11 protein-coding genes and 1 rRNA gene are annotated in these 13,819 nt (G+C 40.6%); 4 read left to right on the plus strand and 8 right to left on the minus strand.

What is annotated here, in order from left to right:
• The first annotated feature begins 144 nt into the window (after positions 1 to 144).
• A 5S ribosomal RNA gene (rrf, locus tag A9479_RS09445) occupies positions 145 to 259 on the plus strand.
• A 647-nt stretch (positions 260 to 906) separates the two neighbouring features.
• On the opposite strand, the gene recG is transcribed toward rrf, so the two are convergent.
• From recG to asnC, 3 genes are read right to left on the minus strand one after another with little or no spacing between them, the layout of a single operon-like run.
• The gene (recG, locus tag A9479_RS09450; RefSeq protein ID WP_064663280.1) at positions 907 to 2,988 is read right to left on the minus strand and encodes an ATP-dependent DNA helicase RecG; all 2,082 of its coding nucleotides are present in this window, start codon (positions 2,986 to 2,988) and stop codon (positions 907 to 909) included.
• Positions 2,989 to 3,045: 57 nt separating this feature from the next.
• Entirely contained in the window at positions 3,046 to 3,732 is a 687-nt protein-coding gene (trmH, locus tag A9479_RS09455; RefSeq protein ID WP_024601822.1) for a tRNA (guanosine(18)-2'-O)-methyltransferase TrmH, read from the minus strand.
• Positions 3,733 to 3,773: 41 nt separating this feature from the next.
• Positions 3,774 to 4,232 carry a transcriptional regulator AsnC gene (asnC, locus tag A9479_RS09460; RefSeq protein ID WP_013466068.1) on the minus strand — a complete coding sequence of 153 codons (459 nt, stop codon included), beginning with the start codon at positions 4,230 to 4,232 and terminating at the stop codon, positions 3,774 to 3,776.
• A 185-nt stretch (positions 4,233 to 4,417) separates the two neighbouring features.
• Here asnC and asnA point away from each other — a divergent pair, with 185 nt between their 5' ends.
• Positions 4,418 to 5,413 (plus strand): aspartate--ammonia ligase, encoded by a 996-nt coding sequence (gene asnA, locus A9479_RS09465; protein ID WP_064663281.1) that lies wholly within the window; start codon positions 4,418 to 4,420, stop codon positions 5,411 to 5,413.
• Positions 5,414 to 5,447: 34 nt separating this feature from the next.
• Here the strand turns inward: asnA and A9479_RS09470 are convergent, their stop codons facing one another.
• The 5 genes from A9479_RS09470 to gmk all read right to left on the minus strand — a co-directional run bounded on the left by A9479_RS09470 (position 5,448) and on the right by gmk (position 10,859).
• Entirely contained in the window at positions 5,448 to 7,052 is a 1,605-nt protein-coding gene (locus A9479_RS09470; protein WP_013466065.1) for a DUF342 domain-containing protein, read from the minus strand.
• A gap of 147 nt (positions 7,053 to 7,199) precedes the next feature.
• Positions 7,200 to 7,592, minus strand: a complete 393-nt coding sequence (locus A9479_RS09475) for a RidA family protein (RefSeq protein ID WP_013466064.1) — start codon at positions 7,590 to 7,592, stop codon at positions 7,200 to 7,202.
• Positions 7,593 to 7,604: 12 nt separating this feature from the next.
• Positions 7,605 to 9,710 carry a bifunctional GTP diphosphokinase/guanosine-3',5'-bis pyrophosphate 3'-pyrophosphohydrolase gene (gene spoT, locus A9479_RS09480; RefSeq protein ID WP_013466063.1) on the minus strand — a complete coding sequence of 702 codons (2,106 nt, stop codon included), beginning with the start codon at positions 9,708 to 9,710 and terminating at the stop codon, positions 7,605 to 7,607.
• A 127-nt stretch (positions 9,711 to 9,837) separates the two neighbouring features.
• Positions 9,838 to 10,113, minus strand: coding sequence for a DNA-directed RNA polymerase subunit omega (gene rpoZ / locus A9479_RS09485; protein ID WP_008108220.1), 276 nt, complete (start codon positions 10,111 to 10,113; stop codon positions 9,838 to 9,840).
• A 125-nt stretch (positions 10,114 to 10,238) separates the two neighbouring features.
• A complete protein-coding gene (gene gmk / locus A9479_RS09490; RefSeq protein ID WP_033103760.1) occupies positions 10,239 to 10,859 on the minus strand; it encodes a guanylate kinase in 621 nt (206 codons plus the stop codon).
• 300 nt (positions 10,860 to 11,159) lie between these two features.
• Between gmk and A9479_RS09495 the strand changes: the two genes are divergently transcribed.
• Both A9479_RS09495 and A9479_RS09500 read left to right on the plus strand, forming a co-directional pair.
• Entirely contained in the window at positions 11,160 to 13,355 is a 2,196-nt protein-coding gene (locus A9479_RS09495) for an LruC domain-containing protein (protein ID WP_064663282.1), read from the plus strand.
• On the plus strand, positions 13,355 to 13,813 hold the full coding sequence (locus A9479_RS09500) for a hypothetical protein (protein ID WP_064663283.1): 459 nt from the start codon (positions 13,355 to 13,357) through the stop codon (positions 13,811 to 13,813). The genes A9479_RS09495 and A9479_RS09500 overlap by 1 nt, the downstream gene beginning before the upstream one ends.
• The last annotated feature ends 6 nt before the right edge of the window (positions 13,814 to 13,819 follow it).

Genomic DNA, 13,819 nt, shown 5'->3' on the forward strand with positions numbered 1-13,819 from the left:
GGCTTAACCATACAACGCCAAACGCGTTTTATGCGACAGTTTAAGCAAGAAGTTAATAGACTAAAGTAGATACTTAAAGACTTTTATTATCAGAATTCCAAATTTTAGTTAGTACGTAGCGATACGGACTGACACCCAAATTTGCTTGGTGACAATAGCGTTTTGGACCCACCTGACCCCATGCCGAACTCAGTAGTGAAACGAAACAGCGCCGATGATAGTGTAGCATTTGCTATGTGAAAGTAGGACATTACCAGGCTCCAAATTAGAGAAAGCCCGACTAGCAATAGTCGGGCTTTTTTACGTCTGCAGAAAAGTAAAAACGTAGGTGAAAGGTAAAAGGCATCAGGTAAAAGGAAAATAATAAGCGCCTAATGCCGACTCTATACATTTGCTATGTAACTCTCTACCGATGTGGGCACTACGACATTACCAAGCTCCAAATTAAGAAAGCCCGACTAGAAATAGTCGGGCTTTTTTACGTCTGCAGAAAAGTAAAAATATTAGCTATCAGCCGTCAGCTATCAGCTGCACAGCGTTAACTTGACCACTGTATCATGGGTTGAGTATCTCGAAACCTATGGGTAAAAGAACGCGACGACCACCTCAGAGCCTAATATATACTCTACCGCTGTAGGGACCACGACATTCTATTGCGTTGTCGCTAAGAATAACGTATCAGCATCAGGTAGCAAATCCATATAATACCAATCCGCAATAATACTCAATAATTTTGCGGGGCTAAACATGTCGCTATCTGTGTTAAAAAATTCTTATTTAGAACAACTAAATAAGAATTTTTTGCCTAGCTATCACCCCGTTTTTCCTGCCTCAAAATAGACCGCTTAATTAAGCGAATTGGTATAAGTCTGGATGATGAAGTGAAAAGTAAAGTTTAAAAACCGACTATGCTTGTGCGTAGTTTGATTTATTACCTAACCAGCGGTGAATAAGAGGGTCTATATGCTGAGGGTATTGCTTAAGCATTTGTTGTGCGATGGGCCTTACTTGATTGAGTGTTTGTTTATCGCGTGTTAAATCAGCGATTTTGAATTCGGCTAAACCGGTTTGTTTAGTTCCAAGTACTTCACCTGGGCCGCGTATTTCTAAATCACGCTCTGCTATAACAAAGCCATCGTTACTATGGCGCAGTACTCCTAATCGCTTCTGTGCAGTCTGAGAAAGTGGTGCATGGTATAAAAGAACGCAATGCGATGCGGTTGCCCCACGTCCTACACGGCCTCGTAATTGGTGAAGCTGTGCTAAACCTAAGCGCTCTGGGTTTTCAATAATAATTAGGCTCGCATTGGGGACATCAACACCGACCTCGATTACGGTTGTTGCGACAAGTACATGAATGTTCCCCGTTTTAAACTCACTCATAATGGCTTGCTTTTCAGTGGCTTTCATTCTCCCATGGACTAAACCAATATTAAGTTCAGGTAAGGCTTCTTTTAATTGTAAAGCACTGTCTTCAGCTGCTTGGCATTGTAATACTTCAGACTCGTCTATAAGAGTACATACCCAGTAAACTTGTCGACCTTGTTCATTACAGGCAAGTTTCACTCGACTAATGATGTCATCTCTGCGGGTATCAGGGATAGCAACAGTGGTAATTGGTGTTCTTCCTGGTGGTAATTCGTCGATCACTGAGGTTTCTAAATCGGCATAAGCAGTCATCGCGAGCGTACGTGGTATAGGTGTTGCTGTCATTACTAGTTGATGTGGATAACAATCACCAAAGCGCCCTTTTTCACGCAGTGATAAACGTTGATGAACCCCAAAGCGATGTTGCTCATCAATAATAATAAGTACGAGATTGTTAAATTTTACTTCATCTTGAAATAAAGCATGGGTACCCACAATCATCTGCGCTTCACCAGAGGCGATCATTGCAAGGGTATTAACTCGCTCTTTTCCTTTTGTTTTACCGCCTAGCCAAGCAACCGATATTCCAAGGTTTTCAAACCAGCTGGAAAAGTTAATTCCGTGTTGCTCTGATAATATCTCTGTTGGCGCCATTAATGCGACCTGATAGCCTTGTGCTATCGCAGTTAAAGCGCTCAGGGCTGCGACTAATGTTTTACCAGAGCCTACATCCCCTTGGACAAGTCGCATCATAGGGTAAGCGTGTTGCATGTCTGTTTTAATTTCTGATACTACACGGCTTTGTGCATTGGTTGGCGCAAAGGGTAACTGTGCTAGAAATTGCGCTTCTAATGGATTAGTGGGCTCAAGGGCAATAGCTTTAACTTGTTGTCCTTGCTCTCTTACTTTTAAGAGGCTGAGATTTTGAGCCAACAACTCTTCAAAAACGAGCCGTTGTTGTGCTGGGTGAGTCCCTTGTTCAAGCGCAATTATATCAACATCATTAGGGGGGCGATGCAGTAGCAATAACGCATCACTTAACGGTAGTTGCGATGGTTGCCATTGTTGAGGTAGTAGCTCTTCTACTGCGTATTTTTGAAGCAATTCTATTGCCTGTTCACTCAACGCCCTGATAGAGAGTTGCTTTACCCCCTCGGTTGTTGAATAGACTGGCGTAAGTGTTGATGATGTTGGTTGCTGTTCAAAAGTGTCGCTAATACTGTATTCAGGATGACTCATTTCAAAGCCAACACGTCCGCGACGTATTTCGCCAAAACAGCGAATTATTTTACCCGCGCTAAATGCGTTTTTTTGTGCTGCGGTAAAATTAAAAAATCGTAGTGTTAACCTACCTGTCCCATCATTTATTTGGCAAACCAGCATACGCCTTTTACCAAAGGTAATTTGGCTTGTTTCAATGGTTGCTTGAACCGTTACATGGCTATGTGCGGTAAGCTCACTAATAGCATAAATACGCGTTCTGTCTTCATACCTTAGCGGTAAATGAAAAAGCATATCTTGCACTGTGGTGATGCCTAGCTTTAAAAGTCGTTCAGCCATTTTAGGGCCTACGCCTTTAAGTTCTGTGATTGGGTATTGGCTTAAGCTAGGTTTAGACAAAGTAGGCTCAATTATTGTTATTTAGTGAGTTAAGTGTACTTATACACTGTATATGCATCAAGTATGTTTTAATGCCTGCCAAAATTGTTCATCCGCAACGATTTCGCCATGCTCATCAAGTGCGGGATAAGGTAAGTTCTTTTGCTTACACTGCCTTGCAATAATTGGGTGGCAGCCTTCAAAATACATTGGGTGTTTTATTTCTTCACTCAGCATATTTCTATTATATAACCCAGCTAACTCACGTTGACGTTGTGCTTCGAATAAGATTAATGCTGCTGCAACGGATACATTTAACGATTGCACCATGCCTTGCATTGGAATAATGATGTTTTGATCTGCATATTCGAGCGCTTTTTCTGAGATCCCCGTTTTTTCTTGGCCGACAATAATTGCAGTGGGTTTAGTGTAATCAATTTCTCTAAAATCGACGGCATCTTCACTTAAATGAGTTGCCAAAATTTGTACATCAGGGTTATGAGCACGGATACTGGCTGCGGCATCATCTATATTTCTGTGAAGGTGTGTGTCTAACCAGTTCTTACTGCCACCTGAGGTATTATTGGTTAGCCACTTTTGCTTTTCTGGCCAGACTGCATGCACATGATGGCAACCAACAGCATCGGCCGTTCTGACTATGGCAGATAAGTTATGGTGTTTATGTACGTCTTCTAAACACACGGTAAGATCGGTTTGACGACGTGAAAGTACACTTTCAATTCTTTGATAACGAGTTTGCTGCATGGGAGTCCTCTTTTTCGGCAAATTATACGAGATTTTTCACCTTAAGGCACCACTGTTCGGCTAATCGGGTTTTGTAATGAGATCAGGGTTTCGGTTGACTGAATAGCTTCTATTGCTTGTATTTTATTGATCAACACATCTTGTAGATGATCGATCGAGCGAGTCATTACTTTAATAAAAATACTGTAATTACCGGTGGTGTAATATGCTTCAACAACCTCTTCTAATGATTCAAGCTTAATCAGAGTTTGTGGGTAGTCTCTGGCATTATTTAAATTAATGCCGATAAAACAACATACATCGTAGCCAAGCTGTTTGGTATTAATGGTTAATTGGGTACCTGTAATGATCCCCGCTTGTTTCATTTTTTCAATCCGCACATGAATTGTCCCTGCACTGACACCGAAACGCTTTGCTAATTCAGCATAGGGTGTACGTGCATTATCCATTAATGCATGCAGAATCTGTTTGTCTAGATTATCGATTTGATAATTTTCCATAGGTTTAGTTGCTTTGTATTGTTGTATTTAATGTTTTTATACCATTTTTTTAATGATTTTAATATCTTAAAGCTATTTTTGTTATGGGTTATTGAATTAAACCGTTTAATTGTTACGATAACCATATTGAAGCGCTACTAAGCGCTGAGTCGCCAATACAATAACTGGGAATGAGGCCAATTATTATGAGTTCACACTATGTGCAGCAGCAGCAGCAAATAAGTAAAGTTAAACAGTTTTTTTCACAGCAATTAGAGCAAAAGTTAGGCTTAATTGAAGTACAGGCACCTATTTTAGCTAAAGTAGGTGACGGTACTCAGGATAACTTAAGTGGACACGAGAACGCTGTTGCGGTGAATGTTAAAGCCATTACAGATAGCCGTTACGAAGTTGTGCATTCGTTAGCAAAGTGGAAACGTAAAACTTTGGGCGAGTATGGTTTCTCTAAAGGTGAAGGAATTTACACGCAAATGAAAGCGTTGCGACCTGATGAAGATTCATTAAGTCCAATCCATTCTGTGTATGTTGATCAGTGGGATTGGGAACAAGTTATTTGTGAAAGTACGGAGCGTTCTTTATCTACTTTGAAGCAAACGGTTGAAACTATTTACCAAGGTATTAAAGCCACTGAGAAATATGTTAGTGACAGCTTTGGTTTAACACCATTTTTACCTACAGAGATTACTTTTGTACATAGTGAAGCATTACGTAAAATGTACCCAGATTTTACAGCCAAGCAGCGTGAAAAGGCGATTACTCAAGAATATGGCGCTGTATTTTTAATTGGTATTGGGGGAGCATTGAGTGATGGCAAAATTCATGATGTGAGAGCGCCAGATTACGACGATTGGTCAACCCCGACATGCGAGCAGTACATGGGATTAAATGGTGATATTTTAGTATGGAACCCAGTGCTTGAAGACGCTTTCGAAATCTCATCGATGGGAATTCGTGTAAGCCCTGAAGTATTGCAAACTCAATTAAGTATTACGGGAGACGAAGACCGTTTAGAGTTTGACTGGCATAAGGCATTGCTAGAAAGTAAGCTTCCACAGACAATTGGCGGTGGTATTGGTCAATCTCGTTTAGCGATGCTGTTATTACAAAAACAACATATAGGGCAAGTGCAGGTAGGTGTGTGGCCAGCGCAAACCTATACAAGTGTAGATGGTTTACTATAAAAAAGTTGGGGCTGTTACTAACAGCCCCTTATTATTAAGTTTTAAATTCAATTTCTATTTTATTATTTTCTAACTTAACACTACTCGGTGGGAAGTTACGGGTCGTTTTAAGCAGTTTATTGAAGATATGAATCTCTACACCCGAATGTAAAACGCTATTCACAGTCAACATGGCTTCATCGAGTAACGTATTCAGTTTTTGCTCTAAACCTGCTACCTGCTTTTCTAATTGTTCTGCTTGCTGACTATGGTGTAGCTGCGTAGTGCCAATTTTATTTATGAGTTCATTTTTTTTATCTGCATCTTTAATTAAATCTGCTTTTTCTAAAGCCGCTTGTAAACTATCAACTTGTTCATTTGTTGCTGTTAGTTCACTAAAAGATTTATCAATCTCTTTGGTCATTTCAGTGGCTGAAGCCGCTAAATTAATTACCATTTTAGCACCAGATTCATTACCTATCTCGCCGGCAATCAGTTTAGTGGCATCTAGAATTTCACCCCCAAATAGCTTTCCTTTAGGTAACTCTGATTGACCAATTTGTATTGTACTCTTTGCTTTCATTGAGCTGTGGCTAGCTTGACGTTCAAGCAGAATGTTATTAGCTTCAATGTAACAATATTGAGAGTGTGAGGCATGGACATCGCCTGCGCATATTATTCTACAAGACAGTGATTTATCTTCAGGCTTTTGATGGCCAATTACCCCTTGTTTTACAGTTATATCGCCTCCTGCGGTTAATTCGCCAGATTCAACCGTACCAAAAACGGTAATGTCGCCCGTTGCATTAATACGCATTCCTGGCTCTACATTTTTACTTACTATCACACTGCCTTCAAAGTCGATATGCCCTGTTTTTACCGACACATCGTTGACAGTAAAAATATCGTCAACACGCATGCCATTATTTATTTCAACCGGCACGCCAGCAATCGTAGAGAGTAATTCCATCGGATTATTTTTTGAGATTTCAGTGCCCTCACCTGCAATTAGAGTATGAACCTCTCCGGGTTTTGCAGGTAATACATCGCCTAACACGGTAAACCCTTCTTGGCCTGGTGTAGCGGGTTGTTGCTGTACTAGTAATTCACCTGGTTTTACACTTGCTAACTTACCAAAGTCACGCATATCTACACTGCCATCTTCTTTTAATTTAGGGGCTTTGAGACGATCTTTAAGTGTTTGAACCATTGCGTTAAATTTAGTTGGTTTACCGTCTATAGGTAAGCGCCCTTTGGCGAGTGGACCACTTACTACGGAGCCAGGTGGGAGTTCAGATTGCTTTTGTAAAAGTTGCTCTAAAAATGCTTGTTTATAACCTCTTGCGACGTGCGCTTTAACTAATTCTTTTTTAGCTTCATCAAAACTCAGTGTTGCTCCCCCTTTAGCAAGAGTGAGCGTGCCCGTGGCTAGCATTTTATCATCACTTATCTCCACGCTTAAGGTGGCATCATGACGTGTTGCAACAACTAATATACGTTCAGGTGTTGCACTGCTGAAATAGTTATTTATGGCGTCATGATTGATTTCACACTCGCTGTAAGGCGATTGTTCAATTGCTTCAATGATAAAAGCAGCACTGGCGGGTGCAGATTTACTCGTATCGAGCAATACATTGCCATTATGAGCAAGCTTAAACACAAGTTATCCTTTTCTACTACTAAAGTAAGGTTTAATAAAATAACGTGATTACAGAGTGCTAGAATTTTAGTTTTGAGTCAAGAATTCATCAAAGTGTAGTTACAGATTGGAATAAAAGCTATGAGCGGCGCTCATAGCTTATAGAGGTTAGTTTGTTGAAGGAAGTTCCATAATGCCGTCTATTTCTACTTGTACACCTTTAGGTAGTGCACGAACGCCAATAGCAGCGCGAGCAGGATAAGGCTGTTTAAAATATTGGCTCATTACTTCGTTAACAATGGCAAAATTTGAAAGATCAGTAAGGTAAATATTTACTTTTACTAAATCTTGAATGGTGCCGCCAGCTTCTTCACAAACCGCACAAATATTTTTAAATACTTGGTGTGTTTGCTCGCTAAAGTCTTCAGATATAACGTCCATTGTTTCAGGGACAAGTGGAATTTGCCCAGATAAATAAACCGCTGTGCCCACTTTTACTGCTTGGCTGTATGTGCCAATCGCTGCAGGTGCTTTATCCGTTGATATAAATGCTTTATTCATGATGTTCCTATTTTATTTTTTACGATAGACTTTTTGTACATCCGGCATCACACGTATACGACGCATGATATTAGCGACATGGATACGGTTTTTAACTGTGATCCCTAAGTCTATCACGTATAAATTACTTTCTTTTTCATCGGTAGCTATTTCTACAATATTGGCCTGTGTAGTGGCGACCACATTGGTTAATTTAGCCAGCGCACCTTGGTGGTTAATAATTTCTACTCGTAAAGCCGCAATGTATTCTTTTTCTGGATTATCATCCCATTTTACGACTAGGTATTTTGAACGATCATTTTCCCAGCCACGAATGTTCTTACACTCTTGGCGATGAACTGTTAAACCTTTACCCTGGCTGACATGAGCTGTAATAGCGTCTCCAGGCACTGGACGACAACATTTTGAATAATTAACTAACATACCTTCAGTGCCAATAATGGTCGCTTTTGCACGTTTAGCAATATCGTTTAAATCATCGTTGTCGTTTTGTAATAAGCGTTTGGCAATCAGCATGCTCATTAAATTACCTGAGCCAATTTCTACCAGTAGCTCTAAGGTTGAAGAGAGTTCATGCTCCTCAAGCACTCGCGTAATATTTTCAGCTGGCAGGTTATCAAACTTGTTTTCACCTAGGGCTGAATCAAGTAAGCGACGACCTAATAATAATGCTTCTTCATGCTGTTGGCTTTTAAGGTAGTTACGTACGCCCAGTCGCGCTTTACCAGTAACAATAAAGTTAAGCCATGTTGCGTTAGGATGAGCGCCTGAGCTAGTAATAATTTCTATTGTTTGCCCAGTATCAATGGCTTTACTTAAAGGATAAGGTTTACGATTAACGCGTGCGCCTACACAAGTATTACCAACATCAGTATGAACGGCATAAGCAAAATCGACCGCAGTCGCGCCCATTGGCAGTTCAACGATGCGACCATCTGGGGTAAAGACATAAATTTCTTCAGGGAAGAGTTCGGTTTTAACGTTTTCAACAAACTCAAATGATGATCCCGCACTTTGCTGTAACTCTAGTAAGCTTTGCATCCATTGGCGAGCACGCTGCTGCGCAGTGTGACCCGCATTGTCGCCAGACTTTTTATACATCCAGTGAGCCGCGACTCCTTTGTCTGCCATGTGATCCATATCGTGAGTACGGATTTGAATTTCAACAGGAATACCATGCGGGCCAACCAAAGAAGTATGAAGTGATTGATAGCCATTAGTTTTTGGCACGGCAATATAGTCTTTAAAGCGGGTTTCAATTGGCTTATATAAGTTATGAGCAACGCCGAGTACGCGATAACAGGTGTCCATAGAATCTACCGCAATACGAAAAGCGTAAATATCCATGACTTCGTTAAATAGTAACTCTTTGTTGAGCATTTTTTTATAAATACTGTATAGATGCTTTTCACGGCCTGATACGGTGGCCTTTATGCCAGACTCCTCAAGGCGTGCTTCAATTTCTGTTTGAATATTTGAAATAACTTCTTTGCGATTTCCACGCGCTTTAGCCACTTCAGATTTAAGTGCACGATGACGCATTGGATACAGCGCTTGAAAACCTAAGTCTTCTAGCTCATTTTTTATATCGTGAATACCTAAACGATTAGCAATCGGCGCATAAATTTCTAGAGTTTCGCGAGCAATACGGCGGCGTTTATCAGGGCGAAGTGCGCCTAATGTTCGCATGTTATGCGTTCTATCAGCCAACTTGATTAAAATAACCCGAATATCTTGGGTCATTGCCATAATCATTTTTCGATAGTTTTCAGCTTGAAACTCTTTTTTATCTTTAAAGCTTAACTTATCAAGCTTGCTCACACCTTCAACGAGTTCAGCCACCGTTTCACCAAATATTTCAGCTAAATCTTGTTGGCTAAAATCGGTATCTTCAATCACATCGTGCATTAGTGCTGCCATGAGCGTTTCATGGTCAAGGTGCATGCTAGCTAGTATCTGAGTTACTTCAACGGGGTGAGTAATGTAAGGTTCGCCACTTGAGCGAGTTTGACCTTCATGGGCCTCTCGGGCTACCACATAGGCTTTTTGGACTAGCTCAACATCGTCTGCTGGCAAGTATTTTGAGATTTTCTTTTTAAGACCTTCAAAAAGATACATTCACACTCCAATGTTCTCGTGAAGCAAATAAGTTAGGATAAGTTACGAATATACGATGAAAACAAAGGATTGCCAACGGCTATAGTTGAAATACTATGCCGTTAGCTAAATCAAACCGGGCGGTTGATTATTGGTTGCCACCAACAATGGCAGCAACAGCAGCTAGTTCTGCCGCTTCTTGGTGTTGTTGTTCTTCACGATCAATAACATCCATTGAAGAATTATCAACTAAACCAAGTTCGATTTCACGTAAAGCAACAACTGTTGGCTTATCGTTCTCAGGATCTACTAGTGGGTCTTTACCACCAACAGCAATTTGGCGGGCACGACGGGCCGCAACTAAAATTAAGTCAAAACGATTACCAATTGCATCTACTGCATCTTCAACTGTTACGCGAGCCATCTTAGCACTCCAAAATAATTTAAAAGCAAAGGCGTAGTTTACTGCACGCAGCAGGTTTCGCCAATAGCCAGTGGTTAATTTTTATCTGTTTTAGGGCATGAACACCTAATTAATCTTAATTTAGATTATTTGAGTAGCTCATTAATTAAAGTTTGATGACGCGTTGTTTGCACTTTTAGCGTTAATCGCTGTGCAATAACAACACTTTCTATCTCACTTAAAGCAGTATCAAAATCATCATTCACAACAACAAAGTCATACTCATCGTAATGAGAGGTTTCTGATTGAGCTTGTGCCATACGCCCGGCAATAATTTCAGCTGAGTCTTGGCCACGGTTATTTAAACGTTGCTCTAACTCTTGCTTTGACGGCGGTAAAATAAAGATAGTTTTTACGTCTTTCATTATTTCTCGAACTTGGCGAGCACCTTGCCAATCAATATCTAAAAACACATCAATGCCAGCGGCGAGTTGCTCTTCAATAGCTTGCTTAGAAGTACCGTAATAATTGTCAAATACTTGTGCCCATTCAAAAAAGTCATCTTTGGCAATTAGTGCCTTAAACTCATCAACCGATACAAAATGGTAGTGTTCCGCATCATTTTCACCAGGGCGCGGTGCGCGGGTAGTGTGCGATACCGATACTTTCATATCAGCATGTTTTTTCAGTAATGCATTTATTAAGCTCGATTTACCCGCCCCAGAAGGCGCAGATAAAATAAATAAGTTTCCGCGAGAGTGTGCCATTATTTTTTACCTAAAATGAAACAAGCACAGCTATTAAAAAGCCTGCCTTAATTTCACTATTGTACTTTATTTGATGAAGCTTACTCAACTGCTGCAGCATTACCAATAAAGATAGGCAGCTTTAAAGAGTGATGTATGAGGTGTTGGGTCATAGATTTTGAATCTTGCATAATGCAAATAGCGGTATTGCAACTTGCATATTTAAGCATGGTTAAAAATTAATATACTTTAAATTCATGGTGTTAAATTTTGGAATAAAGCCTGCATTAGTTAAGTTATATAACTACAGAGGGCGTACTTATGAAATTAACCCATCTCGGTAAAGTGTGCTTTATATTGTGGCCTTGCACCGTATTTAGCCAGCCATTTGATAATTGCCCCAGCCAGGCTTTTTTAATGCAAGATGCTAAAGCGCAGCTTTATGGTATCGATTTAGTGTCGGCTAAGCCGACGGTGTTGGCCGCGGCTTTAGCGTTTAACACTGAAGCTAACAATGAAAGCGTAAATGCTATAGGTTTTAATTATAAAGATCAGTACTTATATGGCTTTAGCCGCCAAGCACCAAAAAGTGTGGTGCAAATAGATAGCAGCTACCAAATGACTCGTTTAAATGTCACTGGGCTGCCAGATACTAATTTTTATGTAGGTGACATTCAGGTAACAGGCGAAGATACAAACCAACGCGCTGCTTATTATGTTTACACTCCTCGATTTGGTTTATACGAAATTGATTTAAACTCAGATTTAACCGCTGAAATTGCCGCACGACTTTTGCCAAATAGTGCTAATTGGAATTTAGGGATTTACGACTTTGCCTTTCATCCACAAAGCAATTTACTTTATGCTGTTGAATCGAATGGTGATTTGCATGAAATTGATGTTGCTAATAATACCACCACGTTTATAACACAACTCGATATTGGTGATGATACTGGCGCTTTTGGTGCCGCGTATTTTGATATTGACGGTCAGTTTTATTTTAGTAATAACAAAAGCGGAAAAATACATAAAGTTGATTTAAGTACCAGCCCCGTAGTTGACTATACCCCAATAGCCAACGTATTTACCTCTGGACCTAAATCGAGTCAAAATGATGGTGCTCGATGCGCTATTGCAGAAGTTGCGGTAACCGATAGCTCTATCGACTTTGGTGATGCGCCTTTTCCATACAATACCAGCCTAGCTCAAAGTGGCGCCAGGCATTTATTCGATCCTAATGGTACTGGCAGTAGCCTTATTTATTTGGGTGAAACGGTCGATGGTGAAAATATTAATACGAATGACGATTTAATCAATAATCCCATAGACGACTCTGATGACGGGGTTAGCTTTGTTACCGCGATTGCTGCAGGGCAAGACAGTCAAATTATTGTAAATGCATCAGCAAATAGCTTTTTATATGCTTGGTTTGACTGGGATCAAAATGGTGGGTTTAGCGAAACTGAGCGCATGCTAACGAAGTACCCACTAAATCAAGGTGATAACAGTATTTTAGTTAGCGTACCAAGTAATGTTAAAGCCGGACAAACATGGGCTCGTTTTCGAGTAACCGATGGCTCTGAGGCATCGCTAATTACCGCCACGGGCGGGGTGCTAGGTGGCGAAGTGGAAGACTACCCAATAACCACATTTGCCAGTGCTATTTACCCCGGTGAAAACGATTGGGTAACGCTTGCTTATGAGGATAAATGGCCGTTTGCAGGCGATTACGATTTTAATGATGTGGTTGTCAATTATCGCACTACACAACTTATTGAAGGCAATGATGTGGTTGGCTATAAAATTGATGGTCAACTTGTTGGGGTAGGCGCTACTTATCACAACGGTTTTGCCGTTAGGCTTACAGAAACCATTAATAACACAACCAATACTATTTTAAGCAGTGAAATTGATGAGCCAAATATTATTTACACTATTAATGGAGAGCTACAACTCGACTCGCCATTAGAAGCAAACCGTGAGCAGGCTATTTTAATTTTTATGCAAGATACTTGGCAGCATGTAACTAAGCAAGCAGGTTGCGATTACTTCAGAACTCAAAGCAATTGTGATGTAAACAGTAAGGTGACGTTTAGTATGACGATTCCATTAAAAGCCCCTAAAGCTAAATCAAGTGCACCAGGTACGCTACTCGACCCATTCATTTTTGCTGCACAAGGCTTTTACCACGGTGACTTTTTAACCGGTAAAGATGCCAGAAGTTGGGAGGTTCATCTAAAAAACCAAGCGCCGACAGAGGCCTTTGATAGTAATTTATTCGCTGTTAGTGGCGCAGATGATGCCAGCCAACAAGCCTCCGAGCTGTTTTTTCAAACTGAAAATGGCCTTCCATGGGCGATTGAAGTCGGTATGCAGTGGCTACATCCTCTTGAGGGGGTAGACATCACCACCGCATATGACCGCTTTGCTAATTTTGCGCAGTCGTCAGGTCAGCAAGCACCGCAGTGGTTTAACAGTTTCAACGCACCGAGTGTGGTTGTTAAAGGAGAACAGTAATGAAAAAATTAACCGTTATTTTATGCTCATTATCACTGCTAACAGCCTGCGGGGGCGGAGGCGATGAAAGTGCTGCACCTGTACCGACCAATGTGGCTCCTCCCGTTGCTGACCCAGTAACGCCTAGGCCTCAAGGAATGGCAAGCTTAGTTATTAATAATGACTTTAACTTATCAACAAAATTTAATTTAGCTATTGATTTAGCGCTTTCTAGAGGCGATGAAAGAGCGTACCTGAATATTTGTCAGAAAAAATCGAATACAGAACGTGCAGATTACAATAACTGTTTATTTAGGGCTCCTTTAACGCAAGGAACACTCACAACCACACTCCCTATGAGTCGGCAAGATATAACACTGGTGGCCGAAATTTGGTTTTATGACACCAGCACGCAACCACTTGCTTATACATGGCAGTTTGACTCCCAAACACAAAATCAAGTGTTTGAGATCAGATAGCATCAA

The organism is Pseudoalteromonas sp. MQS005, assembly GCF_001661605.1.
GTDB classification, from domain to species: Bacteria; Pseudomonadota; Gammaproteobacteria; order Enterobacterales; family Alteromonadaceae; genus Pseudoalteromonas; species Pseudoalteromonas tetraodonis.